Source organism: Pseudomonas sp. TSO6, from assembly GCF_056098905.1.
Genome location: NZ_JBLZWV010000010.1, coordinates 1 through 18,544 on the forward strand (window position 1 = coordinate 1; position 18,544 = coordinate 18,544).

At 65.0% G+C, this 18,544-nt stretch carries 14 protein-coding genes; 5 read left to right on the plus strand and 9 right to left on the minus strand.

Going from position 1 to position 18,544, the window contains the following annotated elements; all coding sequences use genetic code 11:
* Positions 1–236: 236 nt before the first annotated feature.
* Positions 237–5,138, plus strand: coding sequence for an alpha-2-macroglobulin family protein (locus ACN6NG_RS02855; protein ID WP_474312889.1), 4,902 nt, complete (start codon positions 237–239; stop codon positions 5,136–5,138).
* A 163-nt stretch (positions 5,139–5,301) separates the two neighbouring features.
* Here the strand turns inward: ACN6NG_RS02855 and ACN6NG_RS02860 are convergent, their stop codons facing one another.
* The gene (locus ACN6NG_RS02860; RefSeq protein WP_016497866.1) at positions 5,302–5,595 is read right to left on the minus strand and encodes a hypothetical protein; all 294 of its coding nucleotides are present in this window, start codon (positions 5,593–5,595) and stop codon (positions 5,302–5,304) included.
* Positions 5,596–5,672: 77 nt separating this feature from the next.
* On the opposite strand from ACN6NG_RS02860, the gene pbpC reads away from it, so the two are divergent.
* Both pbpC and ACN6NG_RS02870 read left to right on the plus strand, forming a co-directional pair.
* The gene (gene pbpC / locus ACN6NG_RS02865; RefSeq protein WP_353457346.1) at positions 5,673–8,015 is read left to right on the plus strand and encodes a peptidoglycan glycosyltransferase PbpC; all 2,343 of its coding nucleotides are present in this window, start codon (positions 5,673–5,675) and stop codon (positions 8,013–8,015) included.
* Between the two features lie 92 nt (positions 8,016–8,107).
* Positions 8,108–9,772, plus strand: a complete 1,665-nt coding sequence (locus tag ACN6NG_RS02870) for a ShlB/FhaC/HecB family hemolysin secretion/activation protein (protein WP_474312891.1) — start codon at positions 8,108–8,110, stop codon at positions 9,770–9,772.
* 142 nt (positions 9,773–9,914) lie between these two features.
* Here the strand turns inward: ACN6NG_RS02870 and ACN6NG_RS02875 are convergent, their stop codons facing one another.
* The 8 genes from ACN6NG_RS02875 to ACN6NG_RS02910 all read right to left on the minus strand — a co-directional run bounded on the left by ACN6NG_RS02875 (position 9,915) and on the right by ACN6NG_RS02910 (position 16,158).
* Positions 9,915–10,688: a response regulator gene (locus tag ACN6NG_RS02875; protein WP_063424061.1), complete on the minus strand. Its 774-nt coding sequence runs from the start codon at positions 10,686–10,688 to the stop codon at positions 9,915–9,917.
* 126 nt (positions 10,689–10,814) lie between these two features.
* A complete protein-coding gene (locus tag ACN6NG_RS02880; RefSeq protein WP_043199272.1) occupies positions 10,815–11,285 on the minus strand; it encodes an A24 family peptidase in 471 nt (156 codons plus the stop codon).
* A gap of 304 nt (positions 11,286–11,589) precedes the next feature.
* On the minus strand, positions 11,590–12,159 hold the full coding sequence (locus tag ACN6NG_RS02885) for a DUF4136 domain-containing protein (protein WP_353457348.1): 570 nt from the start codon (positions 12,157–12,159) through the stop codon (positions 11,590–11,592).
* Positions 12,160–12,178: 19 nt separating this feature from the next.
* Complete coding sequence (locus tag ACN6NG_RS02890) at positions 12,179–12,814, minus strand: DUF4136 domain-containing protein (protein ID WP_063424062.1); 636 nt, start codon at positions 12,812–12,814, stop codon at positions 12,179–12,181.
* A gap of 21 nt (positions 12,815–12,835) precedes the next feature.
* Positions 12,836–13,585, minus strand: a complete 750-nt coding sequence (locus ACN6NG_RS02895) for a methyltransferase domain-containing protein (RefSeq protein WP_063424063.1) — start codon at positions 13,583–13,585, stop codon at positions 12,836–12,838.
* On the minus strand, positions 13,582–13,887 hold the full coding sequence (locus tag ACN6NG_RS02900; RefSeq protein WP_063424064.1) for a MazG-like family protein: 306 nt from the start codon (positions 13,885–13,887) through the stop codon (positions 13,582–13,584). Before ACN6NG_RS02900 ends, ACN6NG_RS02895 begins: the two co-directional genes overlap by 4 nt.
* Before the next feature lie 64 nt (positions 13,888–13,951).
* Complete coding sequence (locus tag ACN6NG_RS02905; protein ID WP_474312893.1) at positions 13,952–14,803, minus strand: MaoC family dehydratase; 852 nt, start codon at positions 14,801–14,803, stop codon at positions 13,952–13,954.
* Between the two features lie 2 nt (positions 14,804–14,805).
* Complete coding sequence (locus tag ACN6NG_RS02910; RefSeq protein ID WP_474312895.1) at positions 14,806–16,158, minus strand: 3-oxoacyl-ACP reductase; 1,353 nt, start codon at positions 16,156–16,158, stop codon at positions 14,806–14,808.
* A 119-nt stretch (positions 16,159–16,277) separates the two neighbouring features.
* Between ACN6NG_RS02910 and ACN6NG_RS02915 the strand changes: the two genes are divergently transcribed.
* Both ACN6NG_RS02915 and ACN6NG_RS02920 read left to right on the plus strand, forming a co-directional pair.
* On the plus strand, positions 16,278–17,555 hold the full coding sequence (locus ACN6NG_RS02915; protein WP_063424067.1) for an acetyl-CoA C-acetyltransferase: 1,278 nt from the start codon (positions 16,278–16,280) through the stop codon (positions 17,553–17,555).
* Between the two features lie 120 nt (positions 17,556–17,675).
* Positions 17,676–18,455, plus strand: a complete 780-nt coding sequence (locus tag ACN6NG_RS02920) for an AraC family transcriptional regulator (protein WP_063424068.1) — start codon at positions 17,676–17,678, stop codon at positions 18,453–18,455.
* Positions 18,456–18,544: the final 89 nt, after the last annotated feature.

Below are 18,544 nucleotides of genomic sequence, written 5' to 3' on the forward strand. Positions count from 1 at the left end.
GGCTTGCCCGCTCCCACAGGAAAGTGTTGCTCTTGCGGACGGCGCCAACCTGTGGGAGCGGGCAAGCCCGCGAAGGAGCGCACAGCGGCCCCCTTTAACAAATGCCACAGTGTAACGGCCAGGCAACCATTTAGCGCGACCATGGTCTCACTTGCCGCGCAACGCCCGGGTGCTGCACCTGACGTTGAGCTATAGTTGCTGCCCTCACGTACACGCTGCCTAAGAGTTCCTACTCCATGTTCAACAAAGGATTGTTGCTGGCCTGCGCGCTGGCTTTGCTCAGTGCCTGTGACTCTTCGACGCCGGACAAACCGGCGCCGGTCGAGAAACCCGTAGCTACAGCGCCCGTCGAAACCCAGGCGCCCAAGCGCGAAGACCCGGCTGTGCTCGCCAAGCGCTACGAGGGCCGCGAGCTTTCGGTGCTGGATGTTTCGGAAGTGCAGCTCGATGGCGCAGCAACGCTGTCGATCAGCTTCTCCGCACCGCTGGATGCCAAGCAGGACTTCGCCACCAAGGTGCACCTGGTCGACACCGTCAAGGGTAAGCTCGACGGCGCCTGGGAACTCTCCGACAACCAGATGGAGCTGCGCCTGCGCCACCTGGAGCCGCAGCGCAAGCTGGTGCTGACCGTGGACAAGGGCCTGCTCGCGGTCAACGGCAAGCAACTGGACAGTGAGTCGGTCACCCAGCTGGAAACCCGCGACATGCAACCGACTATCGGCTTTGCCAGCCGCGGTTCGCTGTTGCCCACGCGCCTGGCCGAAGGCCTGCCGGTGATTGCCCTGAACGTCGACAAGGTCGATGTCGAGTTCTTCCGGGTGAAGCCGGAAATGCTCTCGACCTTCCTGGCCAGCTGGGGGCGCAACAGCAGCCTGTACTACTACCAGTCCAAGGAAACCCTGGACATGGCCGAGCTGGTCTACAGCGGCCGCTTCGACCTCAACCCCGCCCGCAACACCCGCGAAACCGTGCTGCTGCCCATCGCCGGCATCAAGCCGCTGCAGGACCCGGGCGTGTACCTGGCGGTGATGCGTGCCTCGGGCACCTATGACTACTCGCAGCCAGCGACCCTGTTCACCCTCAGCGACATCGGCGTGTCGGCGCACCGGTACCGGGACCGCATTGACGTGTTCGCCCAAGCGCTGGAAGGCGGCAAGGCGCTGAACGGCGTCAACCTCGAAATCCATGACGAGAAGGGCAAGCTGCTCGCCCAGGCCAGCACAGATGGCAAGGGCCACGCCCAGCTGCCGATCACGCCCAAAGCCGATACCCTGATCGCTACCCAAGGTGTGCACACCACCTTGCTGCGCCTGAACACCGCCGCCCTGGACCTGGCCGAATTCGACATCACCGGGCCCCAGGCCAACCCGTTGCAGTTTTTCATCTTCGGCCCGCGTGACTTGTATCGCCCAGGTGAAACCGTGCTGCTCAACGGCCTGCTGCGCGACCAGGACGGCAAGCCCGTCAAAGCCCAGCCGGTGAGCGTGGAAGTGCGTCGCCCGGATGAACAGGTGAGCCGCAAGTTCGTCTGGGAAGCCGACAGCAATGGCTTGTACCAATACCAGTTGCAACTGGCTACCGAGGCCCCGACTGGCCGCTGGCAACTGCTGCTCGACCTGGGCGGCGGGCGCAAGCAGGTGTATGAATTTTTGGTCGAAGACTTCCTGCCCGAGCGCCTGGCGCTGGAGCTGAAGGGCAGCAGCACGCCGCTGTCGCCTGAGGAGGATGCGCGCATCCAGGTCAATGGCCGTTATCTCTATGGCGCCCCGGCTGCCGGTAATCGCCTGAGTGGCCAGGCCTATGTACGTCCCCTTCGCGAGGCGGTGCCTGCGCTGCCGGGCTACCAGTTTGGCTCGGTCACCGAAACCGAGCTGAACCAGGACCTGGAGCTGGACGAAGTTACCCTCGACCAGGCTGGCAAGGCGGTGGTCGATATCGAAAGCCGCTGGGCCGAAGCGCGCTCGCCGCTTCAACTGACCGTGCAGGCCAGCCTGCAGGAGTCCGGTGGCCGGCCGATTACCCGGCGCCTGGAGCAACCGATCTGGCCAGCCGAGCGCCTGCCGGGCCTGCGTGGCCTGTTCGATGGCGAGGAAACCGATAGCGACGGGCCGGTGGAATTCGAGTTCTTGGTAGCCGACCGCGATGGCAACAAACTGGCGGCCAACGACCTCAAGGTGCGGTTGATCCGCGAGCGCCGTGACTACTACTGGAACTACTCGCAGAGCGACGGCTGGAGCTACGCCTACAACGAGAAATTCCTGACCCAGAGCGAAGAGACAGTCAGCGTGAAGGCGGGCTCCACTGCCAAGCTGAGCTTCCAGGTTGAATGGGGCCCGTACCGCGTCGAGGTGGAAGACCCGCAGACCGGCCTGGTGTCCAGCGAGCGCTTCTGGGCCGGTTACCGCGCCCAGGACAACGCCGAAGGCGGTGCCGTGCGCCCCGACCAGGTCAAGCTGGCGCTGGACAAACCGTCCTACGCCGACGGCGCCACGGCCAAGGTTACCGTCACCCCGCCTGCCGCTGGCAGCGGCTACCTGATGATCGAGTCCAGCGATGGCCCGCTGTGGTGGCAGGAAATCGAAGTGCCCGCCGAGGGCAAGACCTTCGATGTGCAACTGGACAAAGCCTGGGCACGCCACGACCTGTACATTAGCGCGCTGGTGATCCGCCCGGGTGAGCGCAAGGCCAACGCCACGCCCAAGCGTTCGGTAGGCGTGCTGCACCTGCCGCTGGACCGCGCCGAGCGCAAGTTGGCGGTGAGCCTGCAGGCGCCGGAAAAAATGCGCCCGAAACAGCCGCTGACCGTGAAGGTGAAGGCCGCCAATGCTGATGGCAGCGTGCCCAAGCAGGTGCATGTGCTGTTGTCGGCGGTGGATGTGGGCATCCTCAACATTACCGATTTCAAAACCCCCGACCCGTTTGCCAGCCTGTTCGGGCGCAAGGCCTATGGGGCCGACCAACTGGACATCTACGGCCAGCTGATCGAAGCCGGGCAGGGCCGCCTTGCCAGCCTGGCGTTTGGTGGCGATGCGGCGATGGCCAAAGGCGGCAAGCGCCCTAACACCACGGTCACCATCGTTGCCCAGCAGAGCCAGCCGGTGACGCTGGACGACAAGGGTGAGGGCCAGGCCACGGTAGATATCCCCGACTTCAATGGCGAGCTGCGCTTGATGGCCCAGGCATGGACCGAAGAGCACTTCGGCATGGCCGAAGGCAAGACGGTGGTCGCCGCGCCGCTGATTGCCGAGCTGTCGGCCCCGCGCTTCCTGGCCGGTGGCGACCGCACCAGCCTGGCACTGGACCTGGCCAACCTGTCGGGCCGCGCCCAGCAACTGAGCGTTGAAATCACCACCGAAGGGCAACTGAGCCTTGCCACCAATGCCGTGCAGACCGTCAGCCTGGCCGAGGGGCAGCGTTTGACCCTGATGATTCCTGTGCAGGCCCAGGGTGGTCTGGGGCAGGGCAAGGTGCATGTGCGTGTCACAGGCCTGCAACTGCCGAACGAGCCGACCACCGCGTTCGAACGTGAGTGGACGTTGGGCGTGCGCCCGGCCTACCCGGCAATGCTCAAGCACTACCGCGTGGCCTTGAAGGACCAGCCATGGACCCTGCCCGAAGCAGACCTGGCCGCGTTCGAACCCGCAGGCCTGGAGGCCAGCCTGGCCTTGTCGAGCCGGCCGCCGTTGAACCTGGCCGAGCAGATCCGTGCGCTGGAGGCTTACCCTTACGGTTGCCTGGAGCAAACCACCAGCGGCTTGTATCCGTCGCTGTACGCCGATGCCGACAGCCTCAAGCGCCTGGGCATCAAGGGCGAGCCGGCGGATGTGCGCAAGCGCAAGATTGAAATGGGTATCGAGCACCTGTTGGGCATGCAGCGTTACAACGGCAGCTTTGGCCTGTGGAGTTCGGACAGCGAAGAGGAGTACTGGCTGACCGCCTACGTTACCGACTTCCTCTTGCGTGCCCGTGACCAGGGTTATGGCGTGCCGGCCGAAGCGCTGAAGAAGGCCAGCGAGCGCCTGTTGCGCTACCTGCAGGAGCGCAACCTGATCGAAGTCGACTACAGCGAAAACGCTGACCACACCCGTTTTGCCGTGCAGGCCTACGCGGCGCTGGTGTTGTCGCGTAGCCAGCAGGCGCCGTTGGGCGCGCTGCGTGGCCTGTTCGAGCGCCGCGCCGATGCCCGCTCCGGCCTGCCGTTGGTACAACTGGCGGTGGCGCTGGACAAGATGGGCGACAAACCGCGTGCCGAGCAAGCCTTGCAGGCGGGCCTGGGCATCAGCCGTGGCAAAGGCTGGATGGCCGATTACGGCAGCGCCCTGCGTGACCAGGCGCTGATATTGGCATTGCTGCAGGAGAGCAACCTGGCCAGCAGCCAGGTCGACCAGCGCCTGTTCGCCTTGTCGGATGAACTGGCGGCCAACCGCTGGCTGTCGACCCAGGAGCGCAATGCCCTGTTCCTGGCCGGCCGTGGCCTGCTGGGCAAGCCGGAAGGCAAGTGGCAGGCACGCCTGGACAGTGCGGGCGAGGTCCGCGAGTTCAACAATGCAGAGGCCGGCATGAAGGTGGAAGGCCCGCTGCTGGCCTCGCCACTGAGCGTACAGAACGAAGGCAGCGAGACGCTGTACCAGCAACTGACCTTGTCCGGTTACCCCCGCCAGGCACCTGCGGCCGGCGGCAACGGTATGCAGATTCGTCGTGAGTACCTGGGCATGAACGGCCAGCCGCTGGACCTGCACAACCTGCGCAGTGGCGACCTGGTGTTGGTGCACCTGGCGCTCAAGGCCGAATACCGTGTGCCGGATGCGCTGGTGGTAGACCTGCTACCGGCAGGCCTGGAGCTGGAAAACCAGAACCTGGCGCAAAGTGCCGCCAGCCTGGACAACGCCAGCAGCGCCGTGAAGGAATGGCGCGAGTCGATGCAGAACGCCAGCGTGGTGCACCAGGAGTACCGTGATGACCGTTATGTTGCCGCGCTCAAGCTCGACAGCTATGGCACCACCCACCTGCTGTACCTGGCGCGGGCAGTAACCCCGGGCACCTACCGCGTACCGCCGCCGCAGGTCGAGTCGATGTACCGGCCGAACCTGCAGGCTGTGGGGGATGGGCAAGGTGAAATGACCGTAAAAGCCCGCTAGAGACCCGCTCTACACGGACCATGTGGGAGCGGGCTTGCGTCGCGAAAGGGCCGCACAGCGGCCCCGGCAATTCAAGCGGCGAAGCTGAAATCCTGGGGCTGCTGTGCAGCCCTTTCGCGACGCAAGGCCGCTCCCACAAAAACCGCGCAGATCAGCTTGGTCTTCAGTGAATCACCCAGCTCATCACCCACAACCCCAGCACCAGCCAGATGATCCCGAGGATGATCGAGGCGCGCATGAACGCGCGGATTGCCGAGTAAAGCAGCATCAGGCCGATGATCACGGCCAGGATGCTGATCAGCGAGGTGTCCGTGCCCAGGGTGCGCGCCAGGCCGTCGATAAAATTGCCACCGGCATTGGCCAGCAGGTTGAACAGCCCGCTCAAAGCGTCGACGATGAAGCGGATCACAGACCCCAGTGCCTGGCCCAGCCACTCGAAAAAACCTTCTACATGCATAGTTGCTTCCTGATGAACGAATTGGCGAGGTTGCCGTTCCCAAGCCTTTGGCCATTACCTGGCCAGGTCGGTTCCCGATGCCAAGCTTAGCGCGTGTGGCCAGGCTGTTGCGCGCCGGGGTGACTGGCCTGCTGCTGCTGTGCGGCCTGTTGTGGCTGGCCGACCGCCTGTGGCCGCTGCCGCTGCCGGGCGACGACTTGGCGCGGGTGGTGCTGGCCGAAGACGGTACACCCTTGTGGCGCTTTGCCGATGCCGAGGGGGTATGGCGCTACCCGGTCAGCCCGGACCAGGTTTCGCCGTTGTACCTGCAGGCCTTGCTGACGTACGAGGACCGCTGGTTCTACCACCACCCCGGGGTCAACCCGTTAGCCTTGGCACGTGCGGCCTGGCTGAACCTGCGGGGTGGGCGCGTGGTGTCGGGCGGCAGCACGCTGTCGATGCAGGTGGCACGGTTGCTGGACCCGCATGACCGCACCCTGGCCGGCAAGCTGCGCCAGCTGTGGCGTACGGCGCAGTTGGAGTGGCACCTGTCCAAGCGCGAAATCCTGCAGATCTACCTGGACCGCGCGCCCTTTGGCGGCACCTTGCAGGGCGTGGCCGCCGCCAGCTGGGCGTACCTGGGCAAGTCGCCGATGCACCTGACCCCGGCCGAAGCAGCGCTGCTGGCCGTGCTGCCCCAGGCACCTAGCCGGCTGCGCCCGGATCGCCACCCCGAGCGTGCCCAGCGTGCCCGCGACAAGGTGTTGCAGCGCCTGGCCGAATACCAGGTGTGGCCTGCGCAACAAATCCGCGAGGCAGCCGAAGAGCCGCTGGTGCTGGCGCCACGGCAGGAGCCAGCTTTGGCACCTTTGCTCGCCCGGCGCCTGAACAGCGCCGACAGCCCGCCGCTGATCCGCACCACACTGGATGCAGCGTTGCAGCGGCGCCTTGAAGACTTGCTGCTGGGCTGGCGCGCGCGGCTGCCGGAGCGCACCTCTGCCGCCATCCTGGTGGTCGAGGCGCAGAGCATGGCGGTGCGTGCCTACCTTGGCTCGATCGAGCTGGCCGACGCTCGCCGCTTCGGGCATGTCGACATGGTGCGCTCGCTGCGTTCGCCCGGCTCCACCCTCAAACCGTTCCTTTACGGCATGGCGCTGGACGATGGCCTGATCCATTCCGAATCGTTGTTGCAGGATGTGCCGCGCCGCTATGGCGACTACCGCCCCGGCAACTTCTCCATGGGCTTCAGTGGGCCGGTGTCGGCCAGCTCGGCGCTGGCCCTGTCACTCAACCTGCCGGCAGTGCAGTTGCTGGAGGCCTACGGCCCGAAACGCTTTGCCGCGCAACTGCGCATGGCGGGCATGCCACTGGCATTGCCGCCCTTGGCCGAACCCAACCTGTCGCTGATCCTGGGCGGTGCCGGCAGCCGGCTGGAAGACCTGGTGGGTGGCTACGCGGCGCTGGCGCGGGGTGGCAACAGTGCGCGGGTGCGCTTGCAGCCGCAGGACCCGCTGGTGGAGCGCCGGCTGCTGTCACCAGGGGCGGCGTGGATCATCCGGCGCATCCTCAGTGGCCAGGCGCGCCCCGACCGCGACCCACATGCCGAACTGGTACAGCGCCCGCAACTGGCCTGGAAGACGGGCACCAGCTATGGCTTTCGCGATGCCTGGTCGATTGGCGTGGGCCCGCGCTACCTGATCGGCGTGTGGATCGGTCGCCCCGATGGCACGCCGGTGCCCGGCCAGTTCGGCCTGGCCTCGGCGGCGCCGTTGATGCTGCAGGTGCACGACCTGCTGAGCAACCGCGACAGCCAGCGTGGCATCAGCGTGCCGGTGGAGCGGGTGCCGGCGAATGTCGGTGTGGCGGCGATCTGTTGGCCGCTGGGCCAGCCGATGAGCAAACAGGACCCCAACTGCCGGCGCCAGCGTTTTGCCTGGACCCTGGACGGCACCACGCCGCCGACGCTGCAAGCCGCCGATCAGCCGCTGGGTCTGGGCTTGCGCGAAAGTGTGTGGGTCAACGACCAGGGGCTGCGAGTGGATGGCAGCTGCCCAAGCGCCAAGGCCCGCGACATTGCCTTGTGGCCGGCCCCGCTGGAGCCTTGGCTGCCCCGCGTGGAGCGGCGCGCGGCGCGGCTGCCGGCCATCGACCCGGCCTGCCCACCGCAGGTGCCGGCCAGCGCTCCGCCGTTGTCGATAGTGGGGGTGCGACCGGGTGACAACCTGCGCCGCCCGGCGACCAGCAGCGAGCCGTTGCAGCTGCATGTATCGGCCCTGGGCGGTGGCGGGCGGCGCTGGTGGTTCCTCAATGGCCAGCCGTTGGGCGAAACCCTGGGGCAGGACAGCCTGCTGGTGCGCTTGCCGCAGGCCGGGCAGGCCGAGGTCAGTGCGCTGGACGAAAGCGGCGAGACCGCGCGAGTGGCGTTCCAGGTCAGCGAGTAGGCGTTCGACGGCAGCCGGGCCAGCACCTACGCTTGCAAGTGACGGGTGTGACCGGCTGGTGCCCCGCAACCCAAGGGAACATGGAGCGCCCTATGCGTCCTCTGGCCGTGCCCCTGTTGTTGCTGCCTTGGGCGTTTTTGGCCCATGCCGAGTCGTTGCCGGGTTTTCTCGACAGCCATGAGTACGAACGGCGCCTGCCCGACACCAACCTGCCGGTAGACACCTATCGGCCCGCCAGCCCCAATCTGCGAATGCCCCGGCCAAACGCCGAAAGCCAGGCCTGGGCACCTGCGGATACGCGCATGGTGCTGCACAAGGTGCGTTTCGAAGGCGGTACGGTGTTCCCCTTGAGCGACTTGCGCGAGCACTACCAGCCGTTGATCGGGCACAGCATTACATTAGGCGAGCTGCAGCAGTACACCGAGCGCCTGACCGAGCGCTACCGGCAGGACGGTTACCTGCTTTCCTACGCCTACCTGCCACCTCAGGATGTGGCCGAAGGCCGGGTGAATGTGGTGCTGGTCGAAGGTTACATCCGGGATTACCGCGTGGAGGGCGACATCGGCCCGGCGGGTGGCTATTTGCAGCAGCTGCTGACGCAACTGGAAGCCGAACGCCCGCTGACACGTGAAACCCTGGAGCGCTACCTGGGGCTCGCCGAACGCCTGCCGGGTGTGTCGATTGAGGCTGAGCTGGCGATGGCGCAAACCGCTGACGGTGCCGCCCGCTTGACCGTGCGTGCGCAGCGCAAGCCGTTCAGTGCCGCTGTTACCCTGGCCGATTCCAGTCGCGACGATGCGCAGGCACTGCTGACGGCCACCAGCAATGCCCAGACCCGCTTTGCCGAACAGTTCAAGGCCAGCCTGCTGCTGCCTCCGGGGGATGACCAGGTGCATTACCAGCGGCTGGACTACAGCCAGTACCTGGACGCTGCCGGCAGCCAGTTGCTGCTGTCGGCTTCGCGCTACCGCAGTGATCCGGGCACGCGCATACGCCTGGATGATGGCCGTGACATGACCCGCGAGCGGGACAGTGAACGCTATGCAGTGGGCCTGCGCCAGCCAGTGGTTGTCAGGCCGAACGAATGGATGGCGGTGCAGGGGCACCTGTATACGGTCAGCGAGCACGTCGAAGACCAACTGAACGGGGAGCCTTCACTACGGGACTACGATACTTCCGTGCGCGCGCTGTCCTTCGAGGGCGACTGGCGCAAAGAGGAAGGTGGCCGCCTGCGTATTGTCAGTGCCGGGGTTTACCAGGGGCTGGATTACCTGGGGGCGCGTAGCGATGCTGACTACGATCTGGATTTCCTGCGGTTGCGGCTTTCCGGACTGCAGAGTGACACGCTGGCTGGCAACTGGCAGGGGGTGGCGTCGGGCGCTTTGTACTGGAGTGATGACCGGCTGCCCGACAGCGAACGGGCGGGCTTTGGTGGGCAGCATTTTGGCCGTGGCTACCCGCGTGATCAGGCGGACGGGGACAAGGGGTGGGGTGTGGCTTACGAACTGAACTACAGCCTGCGAGGTAACGGGCTGGCGCTTGTTCAGCCCTATGCGGCAGTAGATGTGGCGCAGGCCTGGCATAACCGGGGTCCGGTGGACGATGCCCACTTGGCTTCGGCGGCACTTGGCGTACGGTTGGGGGATGGGCGCTACTTCAACGTTGCGCTGGAGGTGGCGAAGCCTTTGGCGGATGTGGCCTTGGATAGCCTGGACCGTGACCTCCGGCTAACCCTGAGTTTGGCTTTTCAAATGTAGGGGGGCGCTTTGCGCCCCTTTCGCGACACAAGGCCGCTCCCACAGGTCCACCGTTATCCTGAGGGTTGCGCGGTGCCTGTGGGAGCGGCCTTGTGTCGCGATGGGCTGCGAAGCAGCCCCCTGCAATCTCGAAGCCACCCCTTCAATGGGTAGTAAACCTCAGATGCACCGGCGATGAGCTGGGCGTCAGCGCCAATGCCAGCTGGGTACGGTTGTGCATGTGGGTCAAACGCAACACTTGCGACACATACAGCTTGACGGTGTTTTCGGTAATGCCCAGCTCACAGGCGATCTGGTAATTGGTCTTGCCCTTGCTCACCAGCCGCGCCACTTCCAGTTGGCGTGGCGACAGCTTCTCGAAGGCAGCTGGCAGCTCGCTTTCGCTCTCTTCCACATCGGTGGCACGGCGGTGGGTACCTTGGCCACGGGCTTTTTCCAGGTCCTGGTACAGTTCGTCCACCGAATCGGCCAGGTCCTGCAAGCGCTGGTTCAACCCGCCCAAGGCGCGGAAGTTACGCTGGCGTTCTTGCAGGGCCTCTTCCTGGCGGCGCACACCCTCCAGCAGTTCGTCGAGGTTCATGGGCTTCTGGTAATAATCGGCAAACCCTTCGCGCAGGGCGCGGATCACGTCCTGTTTGTCCGCACGCCCGGTCAGCATGATGGCTTCAAACATACGTGGCCCGGTGACTTCCTTGAGGGCGCGAACCAGTTCGATGCCATCACGCTCAGGCATGTGCAGGTCGCAGATGATCAGGCCTATGGCCTCGTCGGCCAGGTAGCGCTGGATCGCTTCGTCGGTCGAATGGGCTGGCAGGCAGTGGTAGCCCTGGGTTTCGAGAAACTCACACAACTGTTCGACGATGACTGGTTGGTCATCGACCACCAATAGCTTCATTTCACTGAATGGTTTGGACACGATCAACTCCCTGTTCGTATACGGCCCTGCTCCCGTGCCAGACACACTGGCAGCTTAAAAATAGTCGCACTTTCTGGATATGTACAAGTTACGAGTTCTGTACAACCCATAGGACCACAGGAGTGATTATTGGATCCATACCGCCGTTAGAAGAAAACCTGCTAACACGTAGGGTACGAATGCCTGTTTGTCGCCCATTTCTTCGGTCAGGGCCTGCAAACGCTTCTTCACCTTGGGGTTGAGCAGGGTCCACAGGCGCCGACGGGTGAGCAGCCACACCAGCACACTGACACCGGCGCCAATAAAGGTGCCGAGCACGTATTGCGGGCTGGTGGCCAGGGCCAGTGCGCCCATCAGCTTGACGTCGTCGGCACCGAAGCGGCCGAGCATGTAGCCGGGCAGTGTAAGCAGCATGACGATGGCCAGTGCCCAGCCGGCATCACTGGCATCGGCGCCGATCCAGCTGTGGCCGGTGGCGAACAGCCAGAACAGGGCGCCGGCAGCCACGCCCAGGGTCAGCAGATCGGATATCTGGCGTTGACGTACATCCTGTTCGGAGCACAAGGCAAGCCATAGCAGGAGAACAATGCTTTGCATTGGCAGGTCGCCTTTCCCAAATGTTGAACACATCTACCCGGTCAGTCAGGTTTCCTTAAGTGAAGATAGACAAGAACCTGCGCACGAGTGGGCGGGAAAGGGAAAAAGGCGTGGCTGGAATGGATTTTGTCGTAGCTGTCACAGACCTGGCAGGTGGTGCAGCCGTGTTCAGAATCGCGATCTCTGTGGGAGCGGGTTCACCCGCGAACACCGGCGAAGCCGGTGCCATGCACCGTGTCGCTTGCTTCGCGGGTGAACCCGCTCCCACAGAGTCCGCGGCGCCTACAAAAGCCGCGTTTGAATGTTACTTCTTGCTACCCGGCGGGTAGTTGGCCAGCACCTTGGTCACAGTATTGTGGATGGCGCTGTTGCGTTCTTCCGGGCTTGGCGGGTAGTTGTTCATGATCTGCTCGGCACTGCCTCGCCAGACCAGCTTGCCGTCACGCCCGTCGAACATGTCGATCTGGATGGTGGCAACCTTGTAGTCGACACTGCGGGTCTCGTTATACATCGGGCCGCCCCAGTAGCCGCCCCAGTAGCCACCCCAGCCACCGCCATAGTTGGTGGTGATCTGTTGCTGGCGCTGTTCCACGATCAGGTACGTGCGTACCGTCAGGTCAGGCCGCGCGCCGCCTTGTACCGGGCGCAGGCCGCGCTGGTCGAGCTGGTCTGCCACCGCCTGGCGAATGCGCTGCTCGGTGAGGTCACTCTTGATCCGCGGATCATCCGGGCGGTACTGCAGGCCCGGTTCTTGCCAAGCCCAGCTCCGGTAGGCGGCAAAATCACGGCTGGCATCGAAATCCTGCTGCACGTTATTGCTGGAGCAGGCGGCAAGCAGTAACGCGAATGACAGTAGAACGAGACGGCGCAACATGATGGTTCTCCGTTAGCTATTAACTGGGAGGATAGCCGCTGAGCGCCTTGTGCACAGAATCGCGCAAGGCGCTCTCGCGTTCACGCGGCGAGTCCTTGTCGCTGCCGCTTTCGGCGCTGGCGCTCCACACCGGCTGGCCGCTGCGGGCGTCGTACAGGTCGATGCGCACCACCATTACCTCCACCTCGTAGGTGCGCACGATGGGCACGCTGGCATAGCCCCCGTAGCCATTGCGGTAGCCGCCATAGCCGACACCCCCGTAGGGGTAGGGGCCGTAGTAGGGGTCGTAGGTGTCGTAGTCACGCACCTGGCGCAGGCGTTTTTCCAGGCGTATGTCGGCGCTCACCAGCAAGTCGCCGGCGGCCCCTCGGGCAGGGCGCAGGCCATGCTGGTCGAGTGCGCCACTGACGGCATCGGCCAGTTGCGCCGGGTCGGCATTGGCCGAGCCGCTGGGCAACTGGCCGTCGCGCCAGCTCCAGCTGCGGTAGTGCCCATAATCGCGCGCGGGCGCGGGGTAGGCACTGGCGTCGAAGGTGGTGGCCGCCTGGGCCGGGGCCGGGGGCAGCGGACGGCTGCTGGCCACATACGGGTTGCTGCCTTGGCAGGCAGCCAGGGCAAGCGGCAGCAGGGCCAGGCACAACAGACGGTACGGCATGTATTCCTCCCGGCGGGCGGGTCAACGGGGGCGGCACACCCAGTGCAGGTAGCGGCCAAGCCCGGCGAAGCCGGGGTGGCGGCGGTAGGCCAGTTCCATTTCCAGCAGGTCGAGCAGCTCGGCCTTGCCTTGGAACTCTTTGGGCATGTAATCGTGAAACACCCGCACGCCGCTCTCGCTTTCAACCTGCCACATAGCATCAAGTTGCGCCTTGAGCTCCCGTGGATCAAGGGGTTTCTGTGGGGTCAGGCTCTGCTTTTCACCTTCCAGCCGGTTGCTGCGCAACTTGCGGAAATGGCCCTTGAGCAGGTTGCGATAAACCAGCGCGTCGCGGTTGTAGAACGCCAGTGACAGCCACCCGGAAGGGGCCGTGAGCTGGTGCAGCACGGGCAGGATGCTTTCGGGCTCTGCCAGCCATTCGAGCACGGCATGGCACAGCACCAGGTCGTAGGGCTCGGTCAGTTGGCCGAGCAGGTCTTGCCAGGGTGCCTGGATGAACGTGGCGGTCTGGCCGGCCTCGGCAAAGCGCGCCTGGGCGCCTTCGAGCATGGGGGCGGCAGGCTCGGCCAGGGTCAGGTGATGGCCACGCTGGGCCAGCCACAAGGCCATGTGGCCCAGCCCGGCGCCGATGTCGAGGATGCGCAGCGGGCGATCGGGCAGCGCCTCGGCCAGGTCGGCCTGCAGCACGGCCAGGCGGATCGCACCTTTGGCGCCGCCGTAGATCTTCTCGGCAAAGCGGGTGGCCAGCTCATCGAAGTGACGGTCGTTCATCGGGCGAAGCGCCTCTCGCTGTCGGCCAGCTTGGCCCGCACTACCTGGTCCATGTCCAGGCCCAGCTCGCTGCACAGCAGCAACAGGTAGAGCACCACATCACCGACTTCCTGGCCGGCGTGGGCGAGTTTGTCGGCAGGTAGCTGGCGCGATTGGTCTTCGCTCAGCCACTGGAAGATTTCCACCAGCTCGGCCATTTCGACGCTGGCGGCCATGGCCAGGTTCTTCGGGCTGTGGAAGCCGCGCCAGTCATTGTCGTCGCGAATCTGGTGCAGGCGTTGGGTGAGTTCTTGCAGGTTCATCGGGGGTCTCCTAATGCTGCATAGCTTCGGCCCAGGCCCGATGCAAAGCAAGCGTATACCGCCTCTACAGGGGAGCCCAGCGCCCGACCATATGCAGCACCCCGCCATGCCCATCCAGCCGCAACGCACCCTCAGGCGCCGCCTCACTGGCACTGAGTACCACCTCCGACGGCAACCGCACCGGTTTGCGGAAATCCACTTCAAAGGCGTAGCCGCTGTGCGGCAGGTGCCCACGCAGTGCCGCCAGGGCCATGGCCTTGCTCCACATGCCATGGGCAATGGCCGTGGGGAAGCCGAACAGCCGCGCGCTGGTGGCGCTGAGGTGGATAGGGTTGTAGTCCCCGCACACCTTGGCATAACGCCGGCCAATATCACTGTCGGCGTACCAGCGGGTGGCCTCGGGCAATGGCTCCGGTTCATCGTCGGCTGGCTCGCCTGCCTGGCCCTCCAGCTTCAGCCCGCGCACCAGCATGCGGCTGGTCTCCCGCCAGAGCAGGCCAATGCCGTCGTCTGCCTCGGTAACCAGGTCGAAGGTGCCGCCCTTGGCATGTGCCTGAAGGTTTTGCGCATACACCGCAAAGCGCAGCCCTTCGATACCACCAAGCGGGCGCAGCACCTCGATGCGGTTGTGCAGGTGTACCAGGCCGAGCAGCGGGAAAGGGAAGTTTGGGGCGGTCATCAACTGCAGCTGCAGCGTGAATGCCATGACGTGGGGATAAGTGCCTGGCAGGCGGCCATCGTCGGTAAAGTGGCAAAGCCGTCTATAAGCTGCCAGGTTGCCCGGCTTAACCGGGATGAAACAGCGCAGCCCATCGTCCGGCAAGCGGTCACCGCTGATGCTGCGCTTGCTGGCTGCACGCAGGTACAGGCTGGCGCGGGCAGCCGGGCTTTGCAGGTCGTGCCAGTTTCTGCTCATGTTCACGCTCCCATCAAGGCCTGGCCGCACACACGCAGCACCTGGCCGTTGACTGCCCCGGAGCCTGGCTGGCTGAGCCAGGCGATGGCCTCGGCGACGTCCTGCGGGCGGCCGCCCTGGCCCAGCGAGCTCAAGCGCCGCCCGGCCTCGCGCAGGCCCATGGGCATGGCCGCGGTCATGTGGGTTTCGATGAACCCGGGGGCGACAGCGTTGATGCTGCCGCCGTGTTCGGCGAGCCGGGGTGCCCAGGCCTGGGCCAGGCCGATCAGCCCGGCCTTGCTCGCGGCGTAGTTGGCCTGCCCGCGGTTGCCGGCGATGCCGCTGACCGAGGCCAGCAGGGTGATGCGCGCGTTTTCGCCCAGTGCGCCGTTGTCGTACAGCGCCTGGGTCAGTACTTGCGGTGCCTTGAGGTTGACCGCCATGACCGCGTCCCAGTATTCCGGGGTCATGTTGGCCAAGGTCTTGTCGCGGGTGATGCCGGCGTTGTGCACCACGATGTCGATGCCGTCGGGCAGGGTGGCGAGCAGTTGCGTTGCCGCATCGCTAGCGCAGATATCCAGAGGCAGCGCTTTGCCACCCAAACGTGCGGCGAGGGCGTCAAGGTCTTGGCTGGCCTGTGGCACATCGAGCAGCAGCACATCGGCGCCGTCCCGCGCCAGGGTTTCGGCGATCGCGGCGCCGATGCCGCGTGCCGCACCCGTGACCAGGGCGCGGCGGCCAGCTAGCGGGCGGGTCCAGTCGCCTACCTGGCTGCTGCAGGCTTCCAGGCGCAGTACCTGGCCAGAAATGAAGGCACTCTTGGGCGAGAGGAGGAACCGCAAGGCGCCTTCCAGCTGGTCTTCGGCACCGGGTGCGACATACAGCAGCTGGGCGGTCGCGCCATTGAGCAGCTCTTTTGCCAGCGAGCGGCTGAAGCCTTCAAGGGCCCGTTGGGCAACGCTGGCCAATGGGTCGTCGAGGCTTTCCGGCGCGCGCCCCAGCACCACGACATGGGCGCTCGGGGCCAGGCTGCGCAGCAGTGGCTGGAAAAATTCGCGCAACTGCTTCAGCGCATCGCTGTCGGACAGATGACTGGCATCGAACACCGCGGCTTTGATTTTCGGCCCCAGGCCGGCCACCCAGGCTTCGGCCTGCAGGTGGTCGGCATTGAAGCTGTAAAGCGCGTCGGTCAGGCGCGGAGCGATGGCTTCGACATGGCCTGCCAGCGGCCCGCCCCCAAGTACCAGGGCCCCTTCGACCGGGCGCAGGCGGCCGGCTTGCCAGCGCTCCAGCGGCGCCGGGCGTGGCAGGCCGAGGGCATCCACGAGGCGGCGGCCGAGGTTGGAGTTGGCAAAACCGAGGTAGCGATCGCTCATGAGTGGGTCTCCGCAAAAGGCAAGCTTGAAAGTGTGGACCAACTTTGTGGCAAGGTCGTTCGAATGCGGTAAAAACACCTAGGCTGTACGGATCAAATTGTTTCAGGAGGAACAAGCACATGCGTTCACCTCGCCGGGTCGCGATCCTGGGCGGCAACCGAATCCCCTTTGCCCGCTCCAATGGCGCCTACTCCACGGCCAGCAACCAGGCGATGCTCACGGTCGCCCTTGAGGGCCTGATCGAACGTTATCGCCTGCATGGGTTACGGCTGGGGGAGGTGGTGGCTGGCGCGGTGCTCAAGCACTCACGTGACATGAACCTTACCCGCGAATGTGTGCTGGGTTCGCGCCTGTCGCCGCAGACCCCGGCCTACGACATCCAGCAAGCCTGCGGCACCGGGCTTGAGGCGGCGCTGCTGGTGGCCAACAAGATTGCCCTGGGGCAGATCGACTGCGGTATTGCCGGCGGCGTGGATACCACTTCTGATGCACCGATTGCCGTCAACGAAGGGCTGCGCCACATCCTGTTGCAGGCCAACCGTGGCAAAAGCCTGGGGGAGCGATTGAAACCTTTGCTCAAGTTGCGGCCTCACCACCTGAAACCCGAGTTCCCACGCAATGGCGAACCGCGCACGGGCTTGTCGATGGGCGAGCATTGCGAGCGCATGGCCCAGGCCTGGCGCATTGGCCGTGCAGAGCAGGACGAGTTGGCGTTGCTCAGCCATCAGAAGCTGGCCGCCGCGTATGCCGAGGGTTGGCAGGACGACTTGCTGACACCGTTTTTGTCGCTGACACGGGACAACAATTTGCGTCCCGACTTGACCCTCGAGCAGTTGGCCAAGCTCAAGCCCGCCTTCGACCGCAGTGGCCAGGGCACGCTGACGGCGGGTAATTCCACACCACTCACCGACGGGGCCTCGGTGGTGTTGCTGGGCACTGAAGAATGGGCTGCGCAGCAGGGGCTTGAGGTGTTGGCTTACCTGGTCGATGGTGAAACCGCTGCGGTGGATTTCGTCACCGGTCGCGAAGGGCTGTTGATGGCCCCGGTGTATGCCGTGCCACGCTTGCTGGCGCGCAATGGCCTGACCCTGCAGGACTTCGACTATTACGAGATCCACGAAGCCTTTGCCGCCCAGGTGCTGTGCACGCTGAAGGCCTGGGAGGATGCCGACTATTGCCGCGAACAGTTGGGGCTGGAGGCGCCGCTTGGGGCGATTGACCGCAGCAAGCTCAACGTCAAGGGCAGCTCGTTGGCGGCCGGGCACCCGTTCGCCGCGACCGGGGGGCGGATATTGGCCAACCTGGCCAAGCTGCTGGCCACGGCGGGGAAGGGGCGTGGGCTGATTTCGATTTGTGCGGCGGGTGGGCAGGGGGTGACCGTTATCGTCGAGCGTTGATTTTCTGCAATACCGCGTCGCCTGCTTCGCGGGTAATCCCGCTCCCACAGGACAGCGCAGATGTCCCCGTGATGTCCACCAGCTGTTAGGCTTGTCTGCTCAGAACTACAAGAAACCGCCATGCCGATCATCGGACATCCTCGCGCTATTCCTGCGCTGGACCATTTGCCCAGGCCCCTCTATGCCCGTGCCGAAAGCCTCGGTGCCGGCTCCTGGACCACCCGCCACCAGCATGACTGGGTGCAGTTTTCCTACGCCATCAGCGGCGTACTGGCCGTGTACACCCGGGACGGCAGTTACTTTGCCCCACCCCAGTGGGGTGTGTGGATCCCTGCCGATGCCGAACACGAAGTGCTGACCTCGATGCAGGCCGAGATGCGTAGCCTGTATGTGCGCCGCGATGCCTGCCCATGGGCCCCGGAGCAATGCCGGGTGCTGGAGGTGACGCCACTGGCACGCGAGCTGATCAAGCAGTTCTGCCTGTTCCCGGCGGACTACCCGGAATATGACAGTGCCGAGGCGCGTTTGGTGGCGGTGCTGCTCGACCAGTTGCGCACCTTGCCGGAAGTCGGTTTTTCGCTGCCGTTGCCACGTCACGCTGGGTTGCTGGCGCTGTGCAACGGTTTGATCGCCGCGCCGGACCAGCCGCAGACTTTGCAGCAATGGGCGCGGGAGCTGGGGTGTTCGGAGAAGACGCTGATGCGGATGTTCCAGCGCGAGACCGGGTTGAGCTTTCGCAACTGGCGGCAGCGCATGCGGCTGTTGTCGTCACTGGCGCTGCTGGAGGCGGGGGAGAATGTGACCGAGGCGGCGTTGGGGTGTGGGTATGACTCCACTTCGGCCTACATTGCGGCGTTCAAGCAGCTATTTGGGGCTACACCTGGCGAGTTGAAACTCTAGGCATCGTTTGCCTGTACCGGCCCTATCGCCGGCAAGCCAGCTCCCACAGGACCCCGCTGCCCTCAGGGGCTTTGCAGTCCCTGTGGGAG

Excerpts from the sequence above, each read along its gene's own strand:
- ACN6NG_RS02880 (WP_043199272.1), bottom strand. The coding sequence starts at position 11,285 with ATGCAAAGCATTGTTCTCCTGCTATGGCTTGCCTTGTGCTCCGAACAG.
- ACN6NG_RS02885 (WP_353457348.1), bottom strand. The coding sequence starts at position 12,159 with ATGTTGCGCCGTCTCGTTCTACTGTCATTCGCGTTACTGCTTGCCGCC.
- ACN6NG_RS02855 (WP_474312889.1), top strand. The coding sequence starts at position 237 with ATGTTCAACAAAGGATTGTTGCTGGCCTGCGCGCTGGCTTTGCTCAGT.
- ACN6NG_RS02910 (WP_474312895.1), bottom strand. The coding sequence starts at position 16,158 with ATGAGCGATCGCTACCTCGGTTTTGCCAACTCCAACCTCGGCCGCCGC.
- ACN6NG_RS02870 (WP_474312891.1), top strand. The coding sequence starts at position 8,108 with ATGCGTCCTCTGGCCGTGCCCCTGTTGTTGCTGCCTTGGGCGTTTTTG.
- ACN6NG_RS02860 (WP_016497866.1), bottom strand. The coding sequence starts at position 5,595 with ATGCATGTAGAAGGTTTTTTCGAGTGGCTGGGCCAGGCACTGGGGTCT.
- pbpC (WP_353457346.1), top strand. The coding sequence starts at position 5,673 with ATGCCAAGCTTAGCGCGTGTGGCCAGGCTGTTGCGCGCCGGGGTGACT.
- ACN6NG_RS02890 (WP_063424062.1), bottom strand. The coding sequence starts at position 12,814 with ATGCCGTACCGTCTGTTGTGCCTGGCCCTGCTGCCGCTTGCCCTGGCT.
- ACN6NG_RS02905 (WP_474312893.1), bottom strand. The coding sequence starts at position 14,803 with ATGAGCAGAAACTGGCACGACCTGCAAAGCCCGGCTGCCCGCGCCAGC.
- ACN6NG_RS02895 (WP_063424063.1), bottom strand. The coding sequence starts at position 13,585 with ATGAACGACCGTCACTTCGATGAGCTGGCCACCCGCTTTGCCGAGAAG.
- ACN6NG_RS02915 (WP_063424067.1), top strand. The coding sequence starts at position 16,278 with ATGCGTTCACCTCGCCGGGTCGCGATCCTGGGCGGCAACCGAATCCCC.
- ACN6NG_RS02920 (WP_063424068.1), top strand. The coding sequence starts at position 17,676 with ATGCCGATCATCGGACATCCTCGCGCTATTCCTGCGCTGGACCATTTG.
- ACN6NG_RS02900 (WP_063424064.1), bottom strand. The coding sequence starts at position 13,887 with ATGAACCTGCAAGAACTCACCCAACGCCTGCACCAGATTCGCGACGAC.